Origin of the sequence: Pseudoflavonifractor phocaeensis (assembly GCF_016901735.1) — a bacterium.
Lineage (GTDB): Bacteria > Bacillota > Clostridia > Oscillospirales > Oscillospiraceae > Pseudoflavonifractor_A.
In genome coordinates, this window is the sequence record NZ_JACLZC010000005.1 from 1 (window position 1) to 25,817 (window position 25,817).

Consider the following 25,817-nt stretch of genomic DNA (forward strand, 5'->3'; position numbering starts at 1 on the left):
AAGGCAAAGCTAAAGGGCTTGCCGCCTGCAATACACAGACAGCAAGCCCTTTCGGCTGCTTAAACAATTTTTGCTTCCTAATATTGTCTAACTTTTGGGGTTCACTTCACTCTGTGCTGTTCCTCGCTTTTTTCAGCGTTTGGATTGGGAAAAGGACCAAGCCTCCCGGACCCAGTCCATCAGCTCGCCGTCGATCTGATCCGGTCGGGAAATGAGCACGTGGTGGGTCCAGCGGTTGGGGTAGGGCTCCACCGCCACCGCCACCCGCGGGCTCTCCAGGCGGTGGGACAGGCCAAAGGTCACCAGCAGACAGTGCTCCGGCCAGGTCTTTTTCCGGCGGATGGGCACCGAGGCGGCGGCAAAGAGATGGCGCTCATAAAAGCTGATCTGGCTCTTCTGCACCTTCACCGCCGCGTCGGGGAACAGCTGACACATCCGGTCAAAGAATCCCTCATAGAGGGACAACTCCACCGGCTTTCCTTCAAAGAAAACCAGGATATCAGCGGCGTAATGTTCCGACAGCTCCACAAAAGCTCCCCTCCTTCCGGCGCGGCTGAAGGTCTCAGGACCAGAGATCGGCGGGATAAAGCCCTTCCTCGGTCATGCGGGCAATGGCGGCCACCACGGTGGGCTTGTCCTCCCGGTAGGTGACGCCGTACCACCGGTCGTGGCTGCGCAGCACCTTCACCTTGGCCTTGCCCTCCCCGATGAGGGCGCTCACCACGCTGGGCAGATAGTATTCTCCCTTTTCCGGGTTTTCCGCCAGGGTCTTGTCCAGAAAGGCGGGGAACCGGGCCTGGGCCTCGGTGAGGAAGCTGCGGGAAAAGCCCCACAGATTCATGGACACGATGGCGTCCCCAGGCAGGGGATGCCAGGTCTTGCCCTCGTCCTCGGTGTAGCGGGCGTTGTCCCCGTCCTTTTCGATGTGGGTGCGCTCGGTGACGGTGCACAGATTGTGGTCCTCATCCTCCACGCACACGCCGCGGGACACATGGCCGTGCTCGGTGACGGTGTTTCCAAGCAGATAGCCCACCATGGCAAAGGAGTAGCAACCCTCCTGGTCCGGGTGTTCGCACAGATACCGGTAAACCTCCCGGAAGGCCTCGGGGCCGTAGTAGTCGTCGGAGTTGATGACGGCAAAGGGGCCGTCCACCACCTTGCGCGCCGCCAGCACCGCATGGCAGGTGCCCCAGGGCTTCACCCGGCCCTCGGGGACGGCGTAGCCCTCGGGCAGGTCGGTAAGCTCCTGATAGACATAGCGGACGGTCATCACCTTGGAGAGCCGGTCGCCGATGGAAGCCCGGAAGGTATCCTCCAGCTCCTTCTTGATGACGAAAACCACCGTCTCAAAGCCCGCCCGGCGGGCGTCATAGATGGAATAGTCAATGATAAGCGCACCGTTGGGGCCCACCGGGTCTACTTGCTTCAATCCGCCGTAACGGCTGCCCATGCCGGCGGCCATGACCACGAGTACAGGTTTCTGATCCATGTTTATTCCTCTTCCTCTTCTTCGTATTCTTCGCCGCACGAATCGCAGAGCGCGTCATACCACGCCTCAAACGCTTCGCCGCTTTCCAGTGCTTCCGTCCGGTACGAAGCCGCCTCTTCTTCCGGGAGCCCGTACACAGACCATCCGAAGCTTTCCTCCAAAAATCCCGCCAGCGCCTCCCATTCTTCCTCGCCGTCCAACGTGAAATGGGCCAGGAAGGATTTCAAATCCTCCTCCGTAAAGGGGATTGCTTCGACAAAGGCAAAAAAGGCTTTATAGGAATCCCAGGCGGTATCAAAGTCCAGCCCCTCCATCTCTTCCGCGGCATCGCAAAACGCCTGCGTGGGCTTGAGACGCATCTTGACCCATCTGGACAGCTCGTCCTCCGGGTCCTCGGTAAACTGGCTGAAAAATTCCACGGCCGCGTCAAAGCATTCCACGTCCAGTTCTTCCCAACGGTCCGGCATATGGTTCCACCCCCATCTTTTTTGTTGTCCCGTCTATTATACCGCCTGGAAAGAAAAGCCGCAAGCGTTCCGCCCTCTTTTCCCGGCAAGACAATCCGCCGCGGCCCGTTTGCAGGCTGCGGCGGATTGCAGTGTGAAAGAAAAGAGAGGGGGAAAGTGAGGAATCTATTCAAAACACAAGTATTTGTGTTGCTTTTTGTCTGCTCCCCCAGTCCGGAGCAGTAATAGAAAGGAACTGCGGTCAGCGGGGGTTTTTTCCTTGACTGTGCTTACAGTATACCTCCGGTCTTTGACCAGAATTTGAAGGAGTTGTGAATGTTATGTAAACGAATGGGCCCTTTCCTCTTGACAGGAGCAAAGAGCCGCGGTATACTCTCCTCAGAACACCACCCCCCCGGGGGGTATTCTCCTCGGAAACCATAAGGAGGGACCGACCATGATGGCAGATCAGAAACAGATCCTCCGGCTCCTCAAAACCGCGCGGGGACAACTGGACGGCATCATCGACATGGTGGAGGAAAACCGCTACTGCATCGACATCTCCACCCAGGTCATGGCCGCCGAGGCGCTTCTCAAACGGGTGAACCGGGAAATTCTCACCGCTCACCTGGAGCACTGCGTCAAGGACGCCGCCGACGGACAGGAGCGCCAGCAGAAAATCGACGAGTTTGTGGACACCTTGGGCCGTATCCTCAAGTGACCACGGAAAGGGGTTTTGCATGAAACAAGCTTGCAGCGTCACCGGCATGACCTGCTCGGCCTGCTCCGCCCACGTGGAAAAGGCCGTCCGCGGCGTGCCGGGGGTGCGGGAGGTCAGCGTCAATCTGCTGACCAACTCCATGACGGTGGACTTTGACGAGAACGCCGCCGGACTGCCGGACATCATACGGGCCGTGGAAAAGGCCGGTTACGGCGCCGCCGCCGCGGGGAACGCCAAGACCCGGCCGGCTGACGCCCGCCGGGAGGCCGATGACGCGGCGGCAAAGGAACTGCGCCATATGAAATTCCGGCTGATCGTCTCCTTTGCCTTCCTCCTCCCCCTGTTCTATCTCTCCATGGGGCATATGATGGGCTGGCCGCTCCCCGGCATCTTCCACGGCACGGAAAACGCCATGATCTTTGCCTTTACCCAGCTCTTGCTGCTGCTGCCCATCCTGTACGTCAACGACAAATACTACAAGGTGGGCTTCAAGACCCTGGCCAAAGGCGCGCCCAATATGGACGCCCTCATCGCCCTGGGCTCCTCCGCCTCCCTGCTCTACGGCCTTGTGGCCCTCTATCAGATCGCCTGGGGCCTGGGACACGGGGACGCCGCCCTGGTGGACAAGTGGTCCATGGACCTCTACCTGGAGTCCGCCGGCATGATCCTCACTCTCATCACCCTGGGAAAATTTCTGGAGACCCGCTCCAAGGGCAAGACCAGTCAGGCCATCTCCCGCCTGATGGACCTGGCCCCCAAAACGGCCACGGTCCTGCGGGACGGCACGGAAACCGAGGTGCCGGTGGAAGAAGTGGCGGTGGGCGACAAGATCGTCGTGAAACCCGGCGGACGGGTGCCGGTGGACGGCGTGGTGGAGGAGGGCTGGTCGTCGGTGGATGAGTCGGCCCTCACCGGCGAGTCTATCCCGGCGGAAAAGGGACCGGGCGACAAGGTGGCCGCCGCCTCCATTAACCAGTCCGGCTCCTTCGTCTTTTCCGCCACCCGGGTGGGCGAGGATACCACCCTGGCCCAGATGATCCGCCTGGTGGAGGAGGCCTCCTCCTCCAAGGCCCCCATCGCCAAGCTGGCCGACAAGGTGGCCGGCGTCTTTGTGCCGGCGGTCATCGGCATCGCTCTGGTCACCGCGCTGGTATGGCTCCTGGTCACCGGCGGCGACGTGACCCGTGCCCTCACCGCCGGCGTGGCGGTGCTGGTCATCTCCTGCCCCTGCGCCCTGGGGCTGGCCACTCCCGTGGCCATCATGGTGGGCACCGGCAAGGGCGCCGAATACGGCATCCTCATCAAATCCGCCGAGGCCCTGGAGGCCCTCCACGCCATCGACACGGTGGTGCTGGATAAGACCGGTACCCTTACGGAAGGCAAGCCCCGCCTCACCGACCTGCTCCCTGTGGGCGACACCACCCGGGAGGAGCTTTTGTGCGTGGCCGCCTCCCTGGAAAAGCCCTCGGAACACCCCCTGGCCGCCGCCATCGTCTCCGCCGCCCAGGAGGACAACATCCCCCTTGCCCCGGTGACCGATTTCCTGGCCCTTCACGGCCGGGGCGTCCAGGGCCACATCCAGGGGGAGACCTTCTTCGCGGGCAACCGGGCCCTGCTGGAGGAAAAGGGCATCCCCCTGGACCCGGCCCTGCTCCAGCAGGCCGACGCCCTGGCCGCCGGCGGAAAAACGCCCCTCTTTTTTGCCCGGGAGACCGGTCTCATGGGCATCCTGGCGGCGGCGGACCAGCCCAAGGCCACCAGCGCCCAGACGGTCGCCGCCTTCCGGTCCATGGGCATCCGGGTGGTGATGCTCACCGGCGACAACGCCCGCACCGCCCAGGCCGTGGGCAAGGCCCTGGGGGTGGATGAGATCCGCTCCGAGGTCCTGCCCCAGGACAAGGCCCAAAAAGTGGCCGAGCTCCAGGCCCAGGGCCGGAAGGTCGCCATGGTAGGAGACGGCATCAACGACGCGCCCGCGCTGGCCACGGCGGATGTGGGCCTGGCCATCGGCGCGGGCACCGACGTGGCCATGGAGTCGGCCGACATCGTGCTCATGAAAAGCGACCTGCTGGACGCTGTCACCGCCGTGCAGCTCTCCAAGGCCACCATCCGCAACATCAAGGAAAATCTCTTCTGGGCCTTCATCTATAATATCATCGGCATCCCACTGGCCGCCGGCGTTTGGTTTCCCCTGCTCCACATCATGCTCAATCCCATGTTCGCCGCCGCCGCCATGAGCATGAGCTCGGTGTGCGTGGTGAGCAACGCCCTGCGCCTGCGCCTCTTCAAGCCCCGGCTCCCAGCCGGCGGGGAGGTCCCCCTCCCCCGCCCGGCGGAACATCAAGAAAAAGGAGAAGTGATCCCTATGACCAAGACCCTTTCCATCCAGGGCATGATGTGCCCCCACTGCGTGGCCCACGTTTCCAAGGCCCTCAACGACATCCCCGGCGTCACCGCCACCGTTGACCTGGCCTCCAACTCCGCCACCGTCACCGGCGAGGCGGAGGACGCTGTCCTCATCCAGGCGGTCACCGACGCGGGCTATACCGTCACCGGCATCCGGTAAAAAGCTTTACAAAAATTTAATCAATTCTTCTGGCAATTATGAAAATCTTGGCGTACACTATCGTTTGTACACCAAAGGGGGGAACGCCCGCCGGGCGTCCCCCCTTTTTTTATTTCAGATCAGACAGGAGCGATGTGTGTGAAACGACATGCCTGGGGCCTGACGCTGGCCCTGACCATTGCGCTGTTGGTGGGCGGCGCCCTCTTTTTGTACCTGACCGGCTTTTTCCAGGCCATCGGCTCCATGGAGGATATGCGGTCCTACATCGAACGCTTTACCCCATACACACACCTGGTCTACTTTTTGGTGCAGCTGGCCTCGGTGGTCATCGCCCCCATTCCCAGCAACATCACCGCCCTGGCCGGCGGCGTCCTCTTCGGCACCTGGCTCTCCTTCTTCCTCACCGCGCTGGCGGTGGTCAGCGGCTCCATGCTGGTCTTTGCCCTGGCCAGAGGGCTGGGCCGCTCCTTCGTGGACCGGTTCGTCAGCAAAAAAATCTCGGAAAAATACCTGGATGTCATCCGGCGCAAGCGGGATATTTTCCTGGCCCTGGTTTTTCTCTTCCCCTTCTTCCCGGACGACCTGATCTGCGCTCTGGCCGGCCTCACCGATATCCCCGCCCACCGCTTTTTCGTTTTGGTGGTGTCCACCCGGCTGTGGGGGCTCCTGGTGGCCAGCGCCATCGGCGACTCGGCCATCTCCATCCCGCTGTGGGGTATGATCCTCATCGGTATTGCCGGCGTCCTCCTCTTCGCAATCGGCCTCCGCTACGGCGACAAGTGGGAAGAAATGCTGTTTGAAAAATTCCGCAAATGATTACATCCCGCGGATCTCCCGCTCAAACCAGGCCAGCGCCGCCTCCCGCCGCTGCGCCTCATGGGGCTTCCGCCACGCCTGCCACGCCCGCCACCGGGGCGCTTCCCGGTCGGCATAGGCTTTATAGAACAGCTCCCCCCGGTCCGGCGCATCCACGGGAAGGGCGAGGATGACGTCCGCCCACTGATAGCCGTCCAGCCGTCCCTTTCCCTCCCACCAGCGGGACAGCCGCCCCCGGGCGTCCCGCTCCGTTCCGGCTTGGGTCAGGCGGAGCGAAATCGCCTCTCTCTCCCCACGCGGTCCCGTGACCTCCCAGCAAAAAACCTGATCCAGCGGCGGCGGCGCGGCCAGAAAACGGGGTCCGTTCCCAAACGGCAGGCAGTACACCCCGTCGGGGACAGGAGCGTCCAGGCCGGCCGGGGCGTCGGGCGCCGGGTCGGGTATCCCCCAGAACGCCCGCAAACGCTCCGCTTCTTCTCCCCTGCCCTGTGCCTTCAACGCCTCCACGCCCGCTTTGTAACAGGCTACGCGCTGGCTCAGCACCTCTTCCCGTAGCAAAAGGCCCCGCCGGTACCAGGTGCGCAGCCGCGCCAGTTCTTTCCGGGCCTGCTCCAAAACAGTGTCCAGCCCGTCCATATTATCTCCTCCCCAGCTGCCAGAACGCCACCGCGCTGGCGGCGGCCACGTTCAGCGAGTCCACCCCGTGAGACATGGGAATGCAGACGGTATGGTCACAGCGGGCGATGGTCTCCCCCGCCAGGCCGTCCCCCTCGGCGCCCAACACCACGGCCAGCCTGTCCGCCGCCATCAGCATGGGATCGTCTACCGACAGGGCGTCCGCCCGCAGGGCCATGGCCGCCGTGCGGAAGCCCAGCGCCCTCAGCCGGGCCAGGCCCGCCTGGGGCCAATCCGCCGGCGTCTCCCCGATGCGGGTCCAGGGAATCTGGAACACCGTGCCCATGCTCACCCGTACCGCCCGCCGGTTGAGGGGGTCGCAGCAGGTGGGCGTCACCAGCACGGCGTCCATGTGGAGGGCGGCGGCGGAACGGAAAATGGCCCCCACATTGGTGGCGTCCACAACGCCCTCCAGTACCGCGATCCGGTGGAGCGGCGCGCACAGCTCCTCCACACCCGGCAGGACCGGCCGGCGCATGGCGCACAAAATTCCACGGGTCAGCGCGTAGCCGGTGAGAGTGGCCAAAACCTCCCGGCCGGCGGTATAGACCGGGATCTCGCCGCACCGCTCGATGAGCTCCCTCCCCTGCCCGCGGATGTGCCGTTCCTCCATCAGCAGGGCCACCGGCGTATAGCCTCTGTCCAGCGCCAGGCGGATGACCTTGGGGCTCTCGGCGATAAAAATGCCCTTTTCCGGCTCCAGACGGTTGCGGAGCTGGGCCTCGGTGAGCCGGGCGAACAGGTCCAGCTCCGGGGCGGAAGGGTCGGTCACGGTTACAAGATATGCCATATCGCTTCTCCTTTGCGTGTTCAGAAAGAAACGAGGCCAGCGCTTTCGTCTGGCCTCGTTTGGTCTCAAAAGGGGACGATCAGCCGCCCTGCCCGTTGAGGGCCTGGTCAAAATGGGCGTTGATCTGCTTGGTAAACTCCAGCGCGGCGTTATACCCCATCTTCTTGTGGCGGTTATTGACGGCGGCTACCTCCACGATGACGGCCAGGTTACGGCCCGGCTTCACCGGTACCGTGAGGGTGGGGATCTTTACATCCAGCACGTCGGTGTAGAGCTCATCCAGACCCAGCCGGTCATAGACCGCGTCCTCCCGCCAGGGCTCCAGGCTGACAATCAGGTCGATCTCCGCCTCGTCCTTGACGGCGCTCATACCGAAAATACGGCGTACGTCCACCACGCCGATGCCCCGCAGCTCGATATAGTGGCGGATCAGCTCGGGGGCGCTGCCCAGCAGGCGGTTATTGTTCATCCGGCGAATCTCCACGGCGTCGTCCGCGATCAGACGGTGGCCGCGCTTGACCAGCTCAATGGCGGTCTCACTCTTGCCTACTCCCGACTCGCCCATCAGGAATACGCCTTCGCCGTAGACCTCCACCAGCACGCCGTGGCGGGTGATGCGGGGGGCCATCTCGTTGCGCAGGGCGGAGACGGCGGCGCTGACAAAGGACGAGGTCACGTCGTTGCTGCGCAGGATGATGCGGTCATACTTATCCGCCATGGCCATGCACTCAGGAAAGGGCTCCATGCCGCGGCAGATGATAAAGGCGGGGATATCGTACTTAAAAAGCGCCTCAAAGGCGGCCTCTCTCTGCTGGGAGGTGAGCCCGTTGAGATAGGTTTCCTCAACCAAGCCGATGACCTGGATACGCTCCGGGTCGAAGTAGTCGAAAAATCCGGTCAGTTGGAGGCCGGGACGGCTCACGTCCTCGGTGTGGATCAGGCGGTCCCGGTAATGCTCCGATTCCCGCAGGACCTCCAGGTGGAAATCGTCAATGATCTTGCCCAGTTTTACGGAATAATTGCTCATGCCGTCCCTTCCTCTCTTTGTGTGGTACACGATGCTCTTATGACACATTATACCATCCTGCCCCGCCTCTTTGCAAGGTTTCCCCGGCAAAATACCCAAGCCCCCTGTACAATTCCGCATGTCATCTGATATAATGGGACCGCTGAATTTTTTGAAAACACCGGAGGTTATGGTTATGAGTATCGTAAAAGATCCCGCGCTGGCTGAAGCCGGACGCCGCAAGATTCAATGGGTGCGGGATTTTATGCCCGCTCTGGGCGGAATAGAGGCACGTTTTGAGAAGGAACAGCCCTTTGCCGGCCTGCGTATCGCGGTTTCGGTCCACCTGGAGGCCAAAACCGCCAATCTGGGCTTCGTCCTGCAAAAGGGCGGCGCACAGGTGCGGCTCACCGGCTCCAACCCTCTCTCCACCCAGGACGACGTGGCGGCGGGACTGGCCAGCCTGGGGGTAGAAACCTTCGGCATCCACGGCGCCTCCGCCCAGGAGTACGAAAGCCATCTCATCGAGACGCTGAAGTTCAAGCCCCATCTGGTGGTGGACGACGGCGGCGATCTGATCCATCTGCTGGGCGGCAAATGCGCCGATCTGGCGGAAAACCTGATCGGCGGCTGTGAGGAGACCACCACCGGCATTCTCCGCCTCCGCGCCCGGGAGCGGGAGGGGATCCTGCCCTGCGCCATGATGGCGGTCAACGACGCCAAAGCAAAGCACTATTATGACAACAAATACGGCACCGGCCAGTCGGTCTGGGACGCCATCATGCACACCACCAATTTGGTGGTGGCCGGGAAAACGGTGGTGGTGGCCGGCTACGGCTGGTGCGGCAAGGGCGTGGCCATGCGCGCCCACGGGATGGGCGCCCATGTGATCGTCACCGAGGTGGACCCCTTCAAGGCCCTGGACGCCACGATGAACGGTTTTCAGGTCATGCCCATGGACGAGGCGGCCAGATATGGCGACGTATTCGTCACCGTTACCGGCTGCAAGGACGTCATTACGCCCAGGCATTTTGCGGTCATGAAGCACAACGCCCTCCTCACCAATGCCGGTCACTTCGACTGCGAGGTGGATGTGGCCTCCCTCGCTGAAATGGCCGTGTCTCAGGAACTGCGGCGGGACAATATCGTGGGCTACATCCTGCCCGACGGTCGGGTGCTCAACGTCATCGGAGAAGGGCGGCTGGTCAATCTGGCTGCCGGCAACGGTCATCCGGCGGAGATCATGGACATGTCCTTTGCCGTCCAGGCGCTGGCGCTGGAGTGGTTGGTACACAACCGGGACCATCTGGAAAAGAAAGTATACCATGTGCCTGCTTCCATTGACGACGAGATCGGGCGGGTCAAGCTGGCCGCCATGGGGCTGTCCATCGACACCCTGACTCCGGAACAGGTGGACTATCTGAACGGCTGGAAGGCGTAAGGTTTCTCCCAAAACCTTGGTCCGGAGCGTCTCTTTGCAAGAGCGCTCCGGACCTTCCTCTTCTCCCCTATTTTTTGCTTGCTATTTTGTGGGTATTCATCTATAATAGTAAGGCGCTGGGCTTTCCATCCGGGTGTAGCGCAGTTGGTAGCGCGCCTGCTTTGGGAGCAGGATGCCGCAGGTTCGAATCCTGTCACTCGGACCAAAAGAGGATAATCCGAACTGCATCTTCCCTGTGGGGGATGCGTTCGGATTTCTTCTTTTTACTGAAAACTTAAATTTGACCCGATAAACAAAAAAGGGCGAACCTTCCTTCTAGCTGAGGAAAGTTCGCCCTTTTTCGATTTATTTTTGTCGAATTCCGGTGTATGATAGGAACCATAGCAGTTCTTTTGCAGACCTCCTTGTCTTTTCGTTTTTGATGTAGATCACAGCTTACAGGCCATCACTTCGCTTTTTGACTCTTAGCCTGCTCGACCTGCCACTGAGCAAATCGGCGCTGCCCTTCTTCGCTGGCGTAAAACTTTTCGATTTCCGGCAGCAGCACACGGGCCAGCGCCTCCATCTCATGCTGCGGGATGCCGGTACCATAATCGCTCGGCTTTTTCTTCTTACCGTTCTTCAATAGGCCGCTCCTCTCTCCCGTGGTCGCCACGGGCATACACATCTAACACTTCCTTGGGGATATGATCCAGCACAGCGACGGCATCCGCATAGTCTCGCCGCAGTTTGGCGTCGGCCAGCTGCTTCAATGTACTTTCTTTGGTAGCCTTGTCCAGAGACTGCTCCAGCTGTGCGTTTTCCTGTTTCAGCTTTTTGTTCTCGGCGGTAGTGGTTGTGAACGCCACCTGATACTTCTTCATCGTGGTGTGCATCTGCTCCACCGCCGGAATATACTTGTCCAGCAGTGCCGCAATCTCAGCAGCTCTGCTTTTGGCGTTAAATGCTCCAATACCGGCCAGCAGTTCCTCCAGCTTGGCTTCCTGCTTGGCCAATCTGGTTATCTCCTTAAACACCCTGGGCGGAATGTGGTCACGCCCAGTCTGGCTGGCACTCTCGCCACGCTCCAGCTCCGGGTATGTTCGGACCATGTGGGACCAGAAGTTGTCCTGCCACTGGGTCAACTTTTTCTTATTTCCTACGATCTCCTTGGCACTAAGCCTGCCGTCCGCAGTCAGCGGGACAAAAGAAAGGTGCATATGGGGCGTTTTCTCGTCCATATGCACCACGGCGGATATGATATTGGCCTTATTCTGATATTGCTCAAAGAATCGCAGGGCCTCCTCAAAGTAGGCTCGAACCTCTGCCCGTTTTTTACCTTTGAAAAACTCCGGGCTGGCCGTGAACAGCACCTCCACAACCAGCACACTGTCTTTTCGGGTGCGACAGCCAGCGGCGGCAATTTGTTTTTCTGCCTCTGCACGGTATCTCTGCACCGGCTCCACCAGATGAAAATTGTACTTGCTTCTGCTGACGTCCACATCGGGGTTGCTGGCGTATTTTTCCTTGGTGCGCTCATTGTGGGCCTCAATGTTCCCAATTTCCGGCCCCTTGTACTTGGCAAACCGCATGATCCCATATTGTGCCTGATCCATGTTTGACCCCTCCTGTTTGATAGGCAAATTGCTGTATAAAGAGTGAACAGCCGTCAATCACTGCGTACGTGCGTACAGCGGCCTCGCAAGTTCCACACCTTTCGCTTCCGGCTAAAGCCGAAAGCTCGCTCGTTCCGCTGCTCGTCCTCTCCCCAACGAAACCACTTTACAGGGTTCCGCTGGGGACCCCAGTATTAACGCTGCCACTCCTCCGGCACATCTTCCGGTACGCACGTACGCAGCGAATCACCGGAAAACACCGACATATTACTTCTCACCAATACCTCAATGCCCAGAAATCCACGCACACGCCGACCGGCGGCATTGGTCACATTGTTGCAGTATTCCAGATGGTAGCGGCTCTGGTTAGCGATAAGAGCATCGCTGAAGCTGCGGGGTTTCAGAGAAAGCAGGCTGTTTTCGGTGCAGAAAATCTGATATGCCTCGTACAGCTCCTTAGAGCTGGCGGAAGCATCGGCTTTCAGACGGATATATCCGTCCGAATCCAGAAAATCGAACACATTGTTGTTGTCCCTCTTAACGGCCTCTCGGTTTTCTCTGGTGCGCTCACTTTCGGTAAACTTGAAGTTGTTGGCCACCAGCCGCTGCAATCCTTCAAAGGCCCACAGCAGAATGCCCTCCACCTCAACCTTCATCTTTTCGGCCAGATCGGGGTCGTCCACACGGTCAGCAGGCTTGTCCTTTGTGGTTAGTACCAGCTGGCGGCGGTAAAATCCGTCGCTCCGGTCAAACAGCGCCTGCAAATCTCCGTTGGAGAAGGCCAGTAGTCGGGCGCACATCCAGCCCTGATAGCTCTGCTTGCCCTTGCGCTCCAAATCCATCTTGCCTTGGGCAGTCACAATGGACTTTACATAGTTGGTCTGTCGTAGGGCTTCCATTCGCATATCGTCATCCACGCACAGGAGAATATGCTCCAGATCTGCACGGGCAAATCGGTTCTCCGATATTTTCCCGATGCTGCCGTCCTTCATATTCACACCGAATAAATGCCCCAGCACGGCTCCTATCTGGCTCTTACCCTCACCGCCGTTACCCTTAATCACCATCATCCGTTGCCCCTTATTGCTGGGAATCAGGCAGTAGCCGATGTACTCCTGCAAGGCGGGAATGTCCTCCGGGTAAAGCAGACCATCCAGAAATTGCAGCCAAAGGACGGGCTTCGGAGCGTTAGGATGGTAGGCCACAGGGAAACGGTTGCGGACAATATTAGGTTTGCTTTCCTCAAAGGTACCGTCCAGGAATAAGGTGCCGTTTGCCAGATGAATCCGATCCGGCTCCGGTGGAAAATCCTCCACCAGTGCCGCCAGCTTCATCAACTCTACAATGTTGCTGATTTTGCGGGGGATGTTGCTGACCGCACAGCATTTCAGTTCTTCAAAAATCTCGCCTCGTAGGGGCAGTTCATCGGTGATACGGCCTTCCGGCGTGAAAAAAGCCCCGTTTGTGAAGATGATCTTGTGTGTCTGCAAGAACTCCTCACAAAACAGGGCCTCGTTGATGTTTTTTCCATCGAACCAGATAGGCATCCCCTCAGGCTTCTGTTTATTTTTCATGGGTCTATCCCTCCTTAAAGTGTGGTAGGTCTCCGCCTGTCTGCCTGAATATACGGAGAAAAAGGCTATAGACCTAAAAAACAGGCGAAAGTGCAAGAAATAAAAAAATCCGCCCTGCCATCTTGCAGAAATGCAAGGCCACAGGGCGGTGCAGCATAGAAAATTGTTTGATCTTTCCAGTGTTCTCCGATGCAGTGGAGACAAGCTGATTGAGAAAGGAGGAGCGTTTATGGAACCAGTTTTTCTGCCGGGAGACCTGCGGACCCGGATCGTGGATTTGATGAAATACCACAAGATTTCTCAGGCGGATCTGGCCGTGAAAATAGGCGTAACCGAGAGTACCTTAAACCGTTTTCTGACTGGAAAGGTGGAAAAGCTGGGCCATGAGCAGGTCCTCCGCCTGGCCCGGACCTTCCAGGTATCCACCGACTTTTTGCTCGGGCTGACAGAGATCCCAGACCGCAAAAACTATGAGATTTCCGAACTGGGATTGTCCGTGGAGGCGGCTAAAAATCTATATCTGGGCAAGGTGCAGTCGGACGTGGTCAATCGACTTTTGGAAAGCCCCCGCTTTGCGGAGGTGACCTATCTGATCGGCCAATATCTGGACGATACGCTGGCAGAGGGATATGCACTTCAAAACCAGATGATGACCACCCTCCGCTCCATGCTGATGGGAGCTGTGCGGACCGACGCCACCGTACAAGCGGCTAGAGAGGTAAACCGACTGAAAGTGCCGCCCTATCAGGCCGACTTGACCACCATTCAAAACCAGTTTATGGCGGCGGTGCGGGAAGTCAAGCAAGAGGTGGGAAACGATCTGGATGCCGCCAAAAGCCTCTCCAAAGCCGTCACCCAGAAGATGTTTACAGAGCTGACCAAGGGCCAGGATATGCAAAGCCCATCCGTCACACCGGAGCAGATTGCACAGGCGGTTACAAGCAGCGTGTCTGGTATGGATGGCGTCAATCTGGAGGCCCTGAATCAGTTTGGACAGGCCATCCAGACATTCTTGGAAAGCACCTTAGCACCGCCAGCGTCACATACAGATGAAGAACCGGACCAATGAGCAGCTGTGTTCCCTGGCTCAAAAGGGGGACGCCGGGGCCCGCAGTCTGCTGGTGGAGCAAAACGTTGGGTTTCTCCGCAAGACCGCCGGAGAACTGTACCGAAGCATGAACCTTGCCCAAAGTGATTTCTGTGTGGACTGCGAAGATTTGATCCAGGAGGGCAGCATCGGCCTGTTGAGCGCCGCTGCGGGGTTTGATGCTGCACGTGGTATAAAGTTTCTGACCTATGCGGCCCCTGCCATCCGCAACGCCATGACCGATTTCATCCGGGCAGCATTTGCCCAGTTTGAGCCAAAAGTGGTGCATGGTGAAAACGAACTGGGCATTCAGCTTATCCGTCTGGAAGATGTGCGGAGCGAGGAAGAACAGGCCCAACGTATTGAGGCCATCTCCCATCCGCTGGCACGTTCTCCAGAGGAAATTTACATCAAGCAGGAGGAACTTTCCGAGCTGTATCAAGCTCTTGGGATGCTGTCTGCCAGAGAGCAAACCTATCTTCTGTACCGGTTTGGGTTTACAGATGATATGGCCCACCCCCTACTTGGGACGGCGCTGCATTTTCACCTCAGTGAGAGCCGGGCAAAGCGCACTGAGGAACAAGCACTGGACAATCTATGGCTGGAGCTGCCCTGGTGGTTTTAGTGCGTTTCGCTGCGGCGGGACGGGAGCTTATATACCTCTGCTTCCTTTTCCGGTCAGGCGGATTTTGCCCTCTGTGCAAATCCTAATTTCGTCCGTGGCCGTACAAAATCCGCCTGTCCTACTGCCGCCGAAAAGTGTCTGCCCGCTGTCCATCTGCCCAAGTCGCAGATGCCGCAGTCAGCCCCTTCCCGGCGTCAGCCGGAAGCAAAGGTATAACACACTAGACTTTCCGAGGGAAAGTCGTGTGCCAAGGAAGGCTCTGCCCTCCTTTGGAAACCTCCCGCCAGAGGGACCGCTGTTCCCCTCTGGACTCCCCATGCCAACAGGGTGCTGCTCGCCCCTATTGGATGACCCAGCGCCAAAGGGGCTGCGCCCCTCTGGACACCCCGCCTGTCCGTCCAGTGGCTATCCATCTTGCTCCCGCGCGCTGGATACGCTTCTACCCGAACAGGTAAAACAGGCACAGAGATTTACCCGAATAGTGGGCAGATTTCTGTGCCTGTTGTCATTTTTATGATGCGGTGATCTGGACCGCATTTTCTCGGATCTGATTGATAGTCTCCATCAAAGCCGTTCTGGTTTTTGCATCAAACAATTTGATAAAACTGATTGGCTTGTCAAACGGCGGTCTGGTCAGCTCCGAGACATTTTCCATATATCCGTTCAGCTCAATATGATTGATGATTTTATTGACAAAGGCAATCTGCTTTTGATTCAGAGATTGGTCATTGATAAAGGCGGAAAACGCCTGCATAGTCGCTTCGTGATCTAGCTTAGCGATCTTACGAATGAGCAAGCCAAAGGGGGTGTCGCCAAACTCGCGGGCATAATCCTCTTTGCTGCCCAATTCGCTGGTCAGCACCCGCTCCAGCTCCTGATAATCGCCCATAGCCAGCGGAATATTATGGGTCAGCTTGTAAATGGCCAGCGTATCCCCATGCTCGTTCACATAGCGGTTGACCTTGGCGCGGTAATCCTCAAAGTCATACGCAGCTTCCAGCTGGACGCCCTCCTGACTGTCAATAATCGGGTCCGTCAGCTTGGTGACAATCTGCCTCTGTGTTCCGCCTCCTTCATCCAAAAAGCGAATCAGCTCCCGCAACTCCTTCCGAACCCGCTCAAACAGTAAAATATCATTCGCGTCCCAAAAACCATCGGTATGGATTTCCTGAAGCACCGGCAGCTTTGCCTTGATCTGCGGAATACTGGACTTGCGCTCCAGCAGAGAGGCGGTGTCGCACAGCTGCTTTTTGGCATACTGGAACGCGGGCATCTGCTCGATGTATGCCAGAATTAGGCCATACATGAAATTATCAAACCGCTTTGCAAACTCGTCGGCCTCGTCTGAGCGCACTAGGGGCGCAATCTGTGTCAGCAGTTCGCCCTTGTCACCTTCGCTGATGGACATGAGGGCTTCCGCCTTTTTATATTTCTCCACATACCGCATCCGCAACTTTACGGCAATCAGGTCGGAATTGAGCGCCACCACCTGCTTGTGACAGGTATCCACAATCTCGCCGCGCCACTCCTGATAGTCCTCGCCAGCAAAGGCGCTCTCCTGCAATGCCATTGCAATTTTAATCTGTTTGCCGAAGATGTTTTCTGACAGTGTTTTGGTTTCCCTGGTTTCGTAGCCTTCTTTATGCTCCTGGAAATATTTAAAATTGCCGCAGTAGTCAAAAATCAGAAAGCGGCGCTTGTCTGTATAGACTCCATCCACCTGGTCCACGCAGGCCAGCCCCTTGCACAGCCGGGTACCCCGGCCAATCATCTGCCAAAATTTCGCCTTGGAGCGCACTTTTTTGAAAAACACCAGATTGACGCACTCCGGCACATCAATGCCGGTGTCCATCATGTCCACCGATACCGCAATGTGCGGCTCTTTTTCCGGCTGCTTGAAATCGTCAATAATGGTCTGGGCATAGGCATCGTCGCAAATGACCCGCTGAGCAAAGGTGCCGTGATACTGCGGGTACAGCTTGTTGAACCGCTCCAGAATGAATTCCGCGTGGCGCTTATTCTGGGCAAAGATGATGGTTTTCCCCAGGCGGTCGCCGCCCGCCACTTTGATTCCTCGGTCCATCAGGTCCTGAAGCACGGTGTCCACGGTTGTCTCGTTAAACACAAACTTGTTGAGGTCCGAAGAGGGAATAAACTCCGGCATCATGCCGTCCTCAATGAAATCATCCTCATACCGCTCCTTGTCCTCGTCAGACAAGTCATCGTAGGTGATGCCTTTTTCCAGAAATTCGGTTGTGACCTCATAGTTATAATACGGCACCAATACATGGTCCTGATGAACTGCTGTTTCGTAATCGTAGGCATAGGTGGGGACACCGTGTTCCATCTCGAAGAAGTCGTAGGTGTTGCGGTCAACATCGGTTTTGGGTGTAGCGGTCAGACCCACCATCACGGCGTCGAAATACTCAAAAATGGCCCGGTACTTCTTGAAAATGCTCCGGTGGCTCTCGTCAATGATAATGAGGTCAAAATGTGCCGGAGTAAATAGCTGCCGTCCGTCCTTGGACTTGGTATCATCAATGGCGTTGAGGATGGTCGGGTAGGTGGAGAACACAATACGGGCATTCCGGTCATCCTTATTGGAGCAGAGATTGCACAGGGACATATCGGGCAGATAGCTTTTGAAATTATCCTTGGCCTGCCGAACCAGCTCTCTGCGGTCGGCCAGAAACAGAATATTTGTCACCCATTTGCCCCGGCTGAGTACATCGGTCAGACTGGCGGCAGTTCTGGTCTTACCGGTGCCGGTGGCCATCACCAACAGATGCTTGCGGAATCCCTGGGCAAGCTGCCCGCACACCGCCCTTATGGCTTCCTTCTGATAATACCGGTCGGTGATTTTGTCGTCAATGGAAACCCCCATCAGGTCCAGCCGCTCCGCGCGGCGGTTCATCAGCTTTTGCAGATCGTCCTTGCTGAATACGCCGCTGACCTTGCGCTGGGGGCCGCTCTGGTCGTCCCAGAAGTAGGTCTCAAAGCCGTTGGTGGTGAACATCATGGGGCGGCGGCCGAATGTTTGCTCCAAACAATCAGCGTACAAAACCGCCTGCTTCCGCCCAATATTGGGGTCCTTACTGGTGCGCTTGGCCTCCACCACCGCCAGCGGCAGGCCGTCCTTCCCAAAGAGCACATAATCACAGTAGCCCGGCTGACCCGGTACGCCGGCCATGCCCTCCACCGGGTACTCCTCCTGCACGTCGGCGTCGGGGCCGGTAAACTTCCAGCCCATTTGCTTCAAATCCACATCAATAAACCGCTTTCGGGTCTCAAATTCCGAGAGGTCCTCCGGCTGGAAGGTGCGGTCCTTCTGGTGCTGCTCCTTCTCCGCGGTGTATCGGGCGGACATCTGCTCGATCTGTTTACGGAGGGCCTCGATCTCTGCCTCTTTTTCCTCCAGCAGACTCTCCTGCTCCTTGATTTTCCGGGTATCCACCGCCACCTTTTCGGTGGGGATCAGGCGCTCGTCAAAGGTGCGCTCCACATAGTCCGCGCCATAGCAGTAGTCGATCCACTGGACAAACTCAAACAGGCCCCGCAGAGAAACAAGGGCGTCGCTGGGCTGCACGCTGCGCTCCGTATGTACCGCCAGATTGCCCAGTTTGATGATAAACTGAAACTTGCCCCAGGTGTTATAGTCCACGGCAAAGCGGAAGGAGGGCTCGTGGACCAGGGATTGCAGATTGTCCTTATAGGGCATCTTCATGGTCTTGTCCGCCGCATACACCCACTTCACCGCCAGCTCCAGCGCCTTGCGGCAGCCCACCGCGCACATGGCCGGGGCGGATGCATATATTTTCTCGGTCTCTATACAGGAGGCGGAAAAGAGGGCATACTCCGGTTTGCTTTTGAGGAAGGAAAAATTGGTCATACTATCCCTCCATACGATTTTAATATATCCAAAATGATGGGTCAAACTTCTTATTTAATTTCAACTCTGCATTGACAATTGCCAGAATGGTACCTATATAAGATGTACTATAATCTCCGGCAGTTTGTTTAATAATTTCAGGACATATTTTTTTCACATCTTTTTCTTTGAAATTATAGCTCTCTGCGCATTTTTCAACTGGGTCATATAGATATAATTCAAGACAACCAAGCATATTCAAATAAGAGAAAGAAGAAAGATCTGCTTTTTTAAACACTACACTTATTTCATCTAAGAATCTTTTTAGTTCATCAAGATTGTGGATTTTAGTATTCTTAGTTCTGGAAAAAAGAAAAAGTAATGACAATGTATCTAACTGCTCTGCTGTTAACATGGGAACAATTTCAATTGCTTTATCAATCGCTACTTTAAGGCAAATTTTTTCATGATTGTATTGAACTCGATTAACAATTAGTTCCGATAGATTTGAAAGCATATCTTGTGTTCCAAATCGGGCGTAATTCTTTTGAGCCTCATACATAACATATTGGACATCAGGGTCACCAAATGGGGTCATGTCTGTCAGTTGCTTTTCCCCCATTTTGTCGGCAATTTTAGACATCAGTTCACTTACACGTTCCTCTGCGATCTCTCTGGCTGCTTCCTGCAATTTAGGAAAGTTGTCATGGAACATTTGCATTGCCAAATCACACGCTTCTTTTGGGGTAAGTCCATGATAGTTATTTTGAGTAGCAATTTGTGTAGTATGAGATCCCATGGCTGCTTTTTGTTCAACAAGAATGTTATTATCGCTCATCCTGAGACCCTCCATAATTATTCTGTATCCCTACCTGGGTGTTGTTCTTTCCAGATTGTTTTTGCTCTAATCTAATATTGTTAGATTCCTTGTTTTTCCCTTTGCTAATCAGAGAAAAAATACCAGCTATCAATGCAGCGATAATAATCGCAGCTGCGCTAATAATTGCTACAATAATTTCCGTATTCATATCAAGACTCCTTTATTTATTGAAAATACTCCTGCATCAGCGCCTTTTTCAGCGTTTCCAGCTTTTCAAGGCTGCGGCTGATGGTGGTTTTTGTTTTTTCTGTTCGCTCGACAAATGCAGCAAATTGTTGTTGCAATCCTAATGGTGGTAAAATAACTGTTAGCGCTTCGAGTTGTTGTTTCGTGATGGCTTGCCGAGTTGCACCACCAGATTCACCGATATCAAGAAGTTTTCTTTTGAATCTGTCATTTAAAAACATACAGTTAGCAAAAACAGGTTGTAACAGATTAGGAATACATCTTATGATAGCTACATGTTGATTTACTCTAGCGGGGAGCACTTCGCATGGTACGATACAAGACCGAGCAACAGAAGCGCCTGTTATATTTATAAAAACATCATTTTCTTCTACTATAACATTATCTAGCTGTGCAGCTTGTATATCTGTTATATGTGCCAAATCTTTATACTCAAATCGGCCATCATGAACATTCATGCTACGGATTAGGGTAATTCCTTCTGTCTGGTAACTTTCTTTTCCGCCTCTTGGGGTAGCTCCAGAACCAATTTTACTAGTTGCCTCACGGAGCATCACCTGTTCCCATCCCAACGTATTAGAGATCGGGTCCCCAAATATCTCCACAAAGCGGGACTTAATAAGTAAATCCAGCTTATCCAGCTGCTGGCGGCGTTTGGCAATCAAGTCGCTGACCTTATCCAGCACCGCCGCAATTTTGCGCTGTTCGTCAAGAGACGGGAGTGGAATGCTCAGATCAGCTATATGCTCATTTCTCAAATTATTTATGTTAGCACCTGCTGATGCTGCTGAAATATGATTGCGGTAATAAGGTGACTGAAAAAAGTGTCCCATATATTTGCAACATTCTATCTTTGGGCGTACAACTTTGCAAAATGCTCCAAATACCATAGGTAAATCTTCATCTACAAATGCAGCCTTTCCGACTAGTTCCTTACTTCCGCTAGATGTGCATACAAGTATATCTCCCCGCCTCAAATACTGAGACTCGCTTACCTTACTTTTTGAAACATATATCACATCATCAAGCACAATTTCCCCATTTTGAATGTTGTTTGCACGCAATAAAATGACACTATTATCACTTAGATTATCATGCAAATCCGATGGCTTATATGAGACACCTCGGATTTGCTCAATAACATCCCCTAACCTCGCCATCACAGCATCTCCTCCAATTCCGCCAGTCCTGCGGTGATCTCCAGTTCCAGCTCATGTAGGTCTGCCATCAGCTCCGTGGTCGAGGGGTACTCCACCGGCACATACTCCATCTTTTTGTACTTGTTGATGGACAGGTCATAGTCGTTGTCCGCAATCTCCTGCCTGGGCACAAAAAAGCTCTGTTCGGTGCGTTGGCGGTCGGCTTCCTGATCCAGATGGTGGAACCGCTCGATGATGTCGGGGATGTCGTTGTCCGCAATCTCGCTGCGTTTGTCGTCCAGGGAAAAGCCGTCGGCCTTCATGTCATAAAACCACACGTTTTCCGTACCGCCCGCGCCGGTCTTGGTGAACACCAGCACCGCCGTGGACACGCCCGCGTAAGGCTTGAACACGCCTGAGGGCATGGAGATGACCGCCCGCAGCTGATGGTTCTCCACCAGTTCCTTACGGATGGCCTTGTGGGCCTTGGAGGAGCCGAACAACACGCCGTCCGGCACGATGCAGGCGCACTGACCGCCCTTTTTCAGCATCCGCAGAAAGAGGGCCAGAAACAGCAGCTCGGTCTTTTTGGTGTTGGTGACGGCTTTCAGATTGTCGTGGATGCTTTCCGCGTCTACCGTGCCCTTGAAGGGGGGATTTGCCAGGCACATGGTAAATTTATCGCGGATCTGGTTTTGCTTGGACACGCTGTCCTTGTAGTCGATTTCCGGGTGGCTGATGGAGTGGAGCATCAGGTTCATGGCGGAGATGCGCAGCATGGTGCGGTCGATGTCAAAGCCGGTGAAAGCGCCCCCGGCAAAGTGCTCCCACTGCTCGGAGGTCATGGTATCCTCGTAATGGCTGCGGATATACTCCGAAGCGGAGACCAGAAAGCCCGCCGTGCCACAGGCCGGGTCACAGATGGTGTCATCCGGGGTGGGCTGGAGCAGCTCCACCATCATTTCCCGGATGTGCTTGGGGGTGCGGAACTGGCCGTTCTGTCCGGCGGTGGCCAGCTTGCCCAGCATGTACTCATAGAGATCGCCCTGCATGTCCAGGTCGGAAATGTCATGCTCATACAGGTCATCCAGCCCGGTGATGATCTTTTGCAGCACTTGGGGCGTGGGGATCAGAAACATGGCGTCGCTCATGTACCGGGCAAAGGCCGTCTCGTTCTGCACGTCGCTGCCGGAGTCGTCGGCAAGTTCCACCAGTTCCCCCTGCGCGGTGAAGTCCGGCAGGCGGCCATGCTTCATGTTTTTGATAGCAGGAAAGACCCGCTGGGAAATTACATCGTAAATGTCCCGGGGATCGTTGTTTTTGAATTTGCTCCAGCGCATGGACTGTCCCACGGCGGACTGGGGGAAAATCTTGTTCATCTTCTCGCCGGTCATATGCTCGAATTCTTCCGTCTCCAGCTCTTTTTCGTCCAGAGAGCGGATGAACATGAGATAGGTCAGCTGTTCAATGACGGTGAGGGGGTTGGTGATGCCGCCCGCCCAGATGTCCGTCCAGATTTTATCGACTTTATTTTTAATGGCGCCTGTAATCATGCCGTCCTCCGTTTTCTGTATCAGGAATCAATTCTACATTATTATACTTCATCCGCGCTTTTTATGTAGCACAAATCCTCCGTAGTAAGGCAAAGGTCCGGCGGAACCTGAATAGGTTGACCGGGCAAGCTGCGCAGACGGTTCAGCAAATCGTTTATTCCTGATATGAGCTTCTCACCGTTCGCTTCCTGCAAGATTCGGATCATCTCTTTCAAAATACCAGGAACTCTTTGTTGCAACAACTCGGCATTTTCCAACATGAATTTGGATAATCTATGGTCTGCATTACAGAAATGACGATGCCCGCTCCATTCCCTTGCTAAGTATCTGCATTCCACCTCTGGATATAGAAATAGCGAAGGGGGGAAAATGTCATCATGCAACTCTGGTCGTTCCTCTGTCCTTTCTCGAATATAAATTTCATCCGAGTCTTTATTCATACTCATACGCAAGTCATAGTCGCGTTTTAAGCACGCAAGAAGTAACTCTTCATTTAGGCCCATTGGATTCTGAGCAGCTAAATACCTCTTATTGTTCCGAGTATAGTCCCACCTCAGAAGTGGCATTTTTTGCTGCTTGATTCGTTCTTCTGCTTTTCTCCATCCATACGCATCTTTTACAGGGTTGCCTATAAGTCGTTCTTTGAAATCTGGCCGTTTTTGTAGCAGGGAGTGGTATACAGAGATGGGAATCATCCATGGATCATTCTTCACCAAATTGTTCGAGTCACTATTTATTAGATAACCTTCTTCCGCTAGCTTGCTTTGTATTAACATAATATCACATGCCATTTCCAATGAAAGTTCCCGGATCTCAGAGCGTGAAATATCTATGTCTGGGCGGTACTGGTCCGAAAGCAGCACAATGTTGCCTAAGTAGTCCTCATTCAAAACCATCGAAAAAAGGCGTCCACTATCACCGCAGAAAATCCCATTGTGTGCCGCTACGGTATTCCTTCCAATTTTATTATAAATATCAAGAAAATATCTTTGATACCATGGCAAGGCTTTAAGATAACATACAGTTGTACGATATCCATCATCTAGCCATGTATGTGGCATATCTACTTTTTTCCCACTAGAATCTCTTGCATGCACAAAAGTGTTAATACTTAAGCTTTTTTCTTTTTCGCCCAAATCTATCATAAGGTTAATCGTAGCATTTACAGTCTCTCCTCCAATTTGTAAAAAAAGTTTGTCATGCTTCCAAACAATCTTAGTACACATTATTATACCGGAAATACACGAAGATTTTGTATATTGATCCAGTGGGACACATTTTAAGAGGAGCTTTGGCGGCTCATCAAAATGGAGCATCGGGAATTCCTTATGCAGTTCTTGCAGCTGCTCCTCGGTCATCGGAAACTCCAGCACCCCTTGTTGGGTCAGGTCATCTGATGGATGGATGCTATGAACTACTTCCATAAACTTCTCTTTTGTGACATAGTCAAAAGAGCCTTCCGGTCCATCGTAGTGGATAGGAACAGGAGGATACACCACATATCGGTCTACAATTTCCTTAAAGCCTGCATATTTTCCGGTCTGGTAGAGATTGGTGCGCACCGCAATTACTGTACCCGGTTGCTGCAAATAAGAGCGCTTCTCCTGCTCTGTCACGCCTTTCATGGGTCCGGGATCATGCCCCTCTCTTTGGCTGGCCAGATAGTAATAGCCGTTCATGCCGTGCATGCGCAATCTCAGGGCGGAGGGACGATCTCTGTCTGCCGCAAAACGCTTGGTGCTGACCTCCACCTGATTGGAGTCTTTCCCGCCCATAAAGCAGGAGAGAATTCCAATGCCAAATCGACTGATGGGCGTGTAATCCGGGTCTGCCCCACAGCGGATTTTGTCTTTCTGAAAGGTGTCTGAGGTGTAGTAAGACCTGCCAATCTTCAAAAAGTACGACTCGACAATTTCCTTTGTCATGCCAGTACCGTTATCCTCAATGCGGAACCAGTGATACCCATCCTCGTCCATCCAACTGCGGATATTGATTTGCGGCTTCCAGTTTTTGGGTCTCCGCTTGTCCAACTGCTCTCTGGTGCGGACAGCGTCAATGGCATTTTGGAGCAGTTCCCGCACGAATGCCGATGGATCACTGTACAGCTCTTCTCCCACCAGCAGTTCCATAACCTTGTCCTGGTCCATGGTGAGATGGTACTGCCCCGATACATATCCATTGGCCTTAACGGTGCGTTTGACTTTACTGGGCAGCACAAAATCTTGCCATCTCCCTACATATCGACGGAGCAGATTGCCGCATTGGTTTAGTTCGTCATCTACCCAATCCAGGTAGTTGTGTACTGCCTGTTCAATTTGCATCGAGTCACTGGTAATGTGGCAGGGCAACTCATAGGGAACGCTGCGATCTGCCACATGGTCAAACTCAAATCCTTGGGAAGCGATATGCTTATGCCATTCCTCTCGGCTGATTTTGGCCTCCCGTCCCTCCGCATTATCAAAAGCACAATACCGGTATAAGGTTTTGGGGGCGCGAGTGGTATCAAAATCCAGGATATCTGCCAAGCGGAGCAAGACTGCACAAAATCGCAGGTCTATTGTAGGGGTGCATTCTAAATAATTCAAATCAGAAGGATTCTCACCATGGCTCTGACATACCTGGACAAGGTCATCTCGGTCCACTTTGCCCCATAAACAATCTGGCCAATCTATGGAATTCAGCAACTCTAATATGCGTTCATGGTGAATACTACGCAGATAGTTTCGTTGTATTTCATCGGTCAGTTTTGGTACATCTGGGTTTTCAGAATAAGCTTTGACATACTCGCCGTGATGCTGTTCCAAATACTGATCAAGACGATCTCTATCTTGAAAAAGTTCCTGTTTTTCCTGGTCACTGTAGCTCATGCCCACATCGTGACAGCAGGCCGCCAAAATCAGCATGGCGACTTCATCTTTCGTAAGGTTATCTGCACAATCCCCCAGGAGCTGATCCATGATGCGTAAAACATTGCAGATATGGGTTTCATCATGTAAGGTGTACATGGGGAAGGTATCTCGAATAGTCTTTGCCCGCTCGATTCCAAAATCGCATATTAGTTCAATTCCACTCAGGTATTGGTTGGAATTTCTCTGGTCCGGCTGTAATTTTTCATCCTCTTCTTTTGCCTTTTGAACCAGTATATCCCACAGATTTTCCTCTTTTATGCCCATTATATCAACCGCTTTCTCTCATCAATGCGTTACTCAGACATTTTATTAACGGTATTATTAGAAAATATATTACACTATTTTTTGCAATATATAAAGTTTTTTCTTCTACAGTCTAGAAGAAATGCTGGTTTGTTGCGGAAGAATCATTTTAGGCAGCAAATTTCTTTAGAACTCAATAATTGCTTTA

The 25,817-nt window shown here is 54.6% G+C and carries 21 protein-coding genes and 1 tRNA gene; 7 read left to right on the plus strand and 15 right to left on the minus strand.

Annotated features, from left to right (window positions below; genetic code table 11):
• Window positions 1-132 precede the first annotated feature (132 nt).
• Genes H7U37_RS02090 through H7U37_RS02100 form a run of 3 tightly spaced genes read right to left on the minus strand, consistent with a single transcriptional unit; the run spans window position 133 to window position 1,956 of the window.
• Window positions 133-528 carry a DUF5655 domain-containing protein gene (locus H7U37_RS02090; RefSeq protein WP_204873208.1) on the minus strand — a complete coding sequence of 132 codons (396 nt, stop codon included), beginning with the start codon at window positions 526-528 and terminating at the stop codon, window positions 133-135.
• Window positions 529-562: 34 nt separating this feature from the next.
• On the minus strand, window positions 563-1,489 hold the full coding sequence (locus H7U37_RS02095; RefSeq protein ID WP_204873210.1) for a sugar phosphate nucleotidyltransferase: 927 nt from the start codon (window positions 1,487-1,489) through the stop codon (window positions 563-565).
• A gap of 2 nt (window positions 1,490-1,491) precedes the next feature.
• The gene (locus H7U37_RS02100; protein WP_204873212.1) at window positions 1,492-1,956 is read right to left on the minus strand and encodes a hypothetical protein; all 465 of its coding nucleotides are present in this window, start codon (window positions 1,954-1,956) and stop codon (window positions 1,492-1,494) included.
• A gap of 436 nt (window positions 1,957-2,392) precedes the next feature.
• On the opposite strand from H7U37_RS02100, the gene H7U37_RS02105 reads away from it, so the two are divergent.
• From H7U37_RS02105 to H7U37_RS02115, 3 genes are all read left to right on the plus strand, one after another.
• Entirely contained in the window at window positions 2,393-2,656 is a 264-nt protein-coding gene (locus H7U37_RS02105) for a metal-sensing transcriptional repressor (RefSeq protein ID WP_204873215.1), read from the plus strand.
• A gap of 19 nt (window positions 2,657-2,675) precedes the next feature.
• Complete coding sequence (locus H7U37_RS02110) at window positions 2,676-5,222, plus strand: heavy metal translocating P-type ATPase (protein ID WP_204873216.1); 2,547 nt, start codon at window positions 2,676-2,678, stop codon at window positions 5,220-5,222.
• 132 nt (window positions 5,223-5,354) lie between these two features.
• Window positions 5,355-6,038, plus strand: a complete 684-nt coding sequence (locus tag H7U37_RS02115; protein ID WP_207751925.1) for a TVP38/TMEM64 family protein — start codon at window positions 5,355-5,357, stop codon at window positions 6,036-6,038.
• On the opposite strand, the gene H7U37_RS02120 is transcribed toward H7U37_RS02115, so the two are convergent.
• The 3 genes from H7U37_RS02120 to hprK all read right to left on the minus strand — a co-directional run bounded on the left by H7U37_RS02120 (window position 6,039) and on the right by hprK (window position 8,530).
• Window positions 6,039-6,674, minus strand: coding sequence for a hypothetical protein (locus H7U37_RS02120; RefSeq protein WP_204873218.1), 636 nt, complete (start codon window positions 6,672-6,674; stop codon window positions 6,039-6,041).
• A gap of 1 nt (window position 6,675) precedes the next feature.
• A complete protein-coding gene (locus tag H7U37_RS02125; RefSeq protein WP_204873220.1) occupies window positions 6,676-7,503 on the minus strand; it encodes a TrmH family RNA methyltransferase in 828 nt (275 codons plus the stop codon).
• Between the two features lie 79 nt (window positions 7,504-7,582).
• On the minus strand, window positions 7,583-8,530 hold the full coding sequence (gene hprK, locus H7U37_RS02130; RefSeq protein WP_204873222.1) for an HPr(Ser) kinase/phosphatase: 948 nt from the start codon (window positions 8,528-8,530) through the stop codon (window positions 7,583-7,585).
• A 175-nt stretch (window positions 8,531-8,705) separates the two neighbouring features.
• Between hprK and H7U37_RS02135 the strand changes: the two genes are divergently transcribed.
• Both H7U37_RS02135 and H7U37_RS02140 read left to right on the plus strand, forming a co-directional pair.
• The gene (locus tag H7U37_RS02135; protein WP_204873224.1) at window positions 8,706-9,950 is read left to right on the plus strand and encodes an adenosylhomocysteinase; all 1,245 of its coding nucleotides are present in this window, start codon (window positions 8,706-8,708) and stop codon (window positions 9,948-9,950) included.
• A 129-nt stretch (window positions 9,951-10,079) separates the two neighbouring features.
• A tRNA-Pro gene (locus H7U37_RS02140) sits at window positions 10,080-10,155 on the plus strand.
• 240 nt (window positions 10,156-10,395) lie between these two features.
• Here the strand turns inward: H7U37_RS02140 and H7U37_RS02145 are convergent.
• The 3 genes from H7U37_RS02145 to H7U37_RS02155 form a co-directional block, all read right to left on the minus strand.
• Window positions 10,396-10,575, minus strand: a complete 180-nt coding sequence (locus H7U37_RS02145) for a hypothetical protein (RefSeq protein WP_204873309.1) — start codon at window positions 10,573-10,575, stop codon at window positions 10,396-10,398.
• Window positions 10,562-11,545: a MobV family relaxase gene (gene mobV / locus H7U37_RS02150; protein WP_204873226.1), complete on the minus strand. Its 984-nt coding sequence runs from the start codon at window positions 11,543-11,545 to the stop codon at window positions 10,562-10,564. Before mobV ends, H7U37_RS02145 begins: the two co-directional genes overlap by 14 nt.
• Window positions 11,546-11,739: 194 nt before the next feature.
• The gene (locus tag H7U37_RS02155; protein WP_204873228.1) at window positions 11,740-13,119 is read right to left on the minus strand and encodes a DNA primase family protein; all 1,380 of its coding nucleotides are present in this window, start codon (window positions 13,117-13,119) and stop codon (window positions 11,740-11,742) included.
• A 229-nt stretch (window positions 13,120-13,348) separates the two neighbouring features.
• Between H7U37_RS02155 and H7U37_RS02160 the strand changes: the two genes are divergently transcribed.
• Window positions 13,349-14,188 carry a helix-turn-helix transcriptional regulator gene (locus H7U37_RS02160; protein WP_204873230.1) on the plus strand — a complete coding sequence of 280 codons (840 nt, stop codon included), beginning with the start codon at window positions 13,349-13,351 and terminating at the stop codon, window positions 14,186-14,188.
• Window positions 14,169-14,831, plus strand: a complete 663-nt coding sequence (locus H7U37_RS02165) for a sigma-70 family RNA polymerase sigma factor (protein WP_204873232.1) — start codon at window positions 14,169-14,171, stop codon at window positions 14,829-14,831. Before H7U37_RS02160 ends, H7U37_RS02165 begins: the two co-directional genes overlap by 20 nt.
• Window positions 14,832-15,342: 511 nt before the next feature.
• Here the strand turns inward: H7U37_RS02165 and H7U37_RS02170 are convergent.
• The 6 genes from H7U37_RS02170 to H7U37_RS02195 are packed head-to-tail and all read right to left on the minus strand — an operon-like array spanning window position 15,343 to window position 25,630.
• Window positions 15,343-18,720, minus strand: a complete 3,378-nt coding sequence (locus tag H7U37_RS02170) for a DEAD/DEAH box helicase family protein (RefSeq protein ID WP_204873234.1) — start codon at window positions 18,718-18,720, stop codon at window positions 15,343-15,345.
• Between the two features lie 19 nt (window positions 18,721-18,739).
• Entirely contained in the window at window positions 18,740-19,537 is a 798-nt protein-coding gene (locus H7U37_RS02175) for an LPO_1073/Vpar_1526 family protein (protein WP_204873237.1), read from the minus strand.
• Window positions 19,527-19,727: a hypothetical protein gene (locus H7U37_RS02180; RefSeq protein ID WP_204873239.1), complete on the minus strand. Its 201-nt coding sequence runs from the start codon at window positions 19,725-19,727 to the stop codon at window positions 19,527-19,529. The genes H7U37_RS02175 and H7U37_RS02180 overlap by 11 nt, the downstream gene beginning before the upstream one ends.
• Before the next feature lie 16 nt (window positions 19,728-19,743).
• Entirely contained in the window at window positions 19,744-20,925 is a 1,182-nt protein-coding gene (locus H7U37_RS02185; protein ID WP_243414204.1) for a restriction endonuclease subunit S, read from the minus strand.
• The gene (locus H7U37_RS02190; protein ID WP_204873243.1) at window positions 20,925-22,457 is read right to left on the minus strand and encodes a class I SAM-dependent DNA methyltransferase; all 1,533 of its coding nucleotides are present in this window, start codon (window positions 22,455-22,457) and stop codon (window positions 20,925-20,927) included. The genes H7U37_RS02185 and H7U37_RS02190 overlap by 1 nt, the downstream gene beginning before the upstream one ends.
• Before the next feature lie 41 nt (window positions 22,458-22,498).
• Window positions 22,499-25,630 carry an HD domain-containing protein gene (locus H7U37_RS02195; protein ID WP_204873245.1) on the minus strand — a complete coding sequence of 1,044 codons (3,132 nt, stop codon included), beginning with the start codon at window positions 25,628-25,630 and terminating at the stop codon, window positions 22,499-22,501.
• Window positions 25,631-25,817 lie beyond the last annotated feature (187 nt).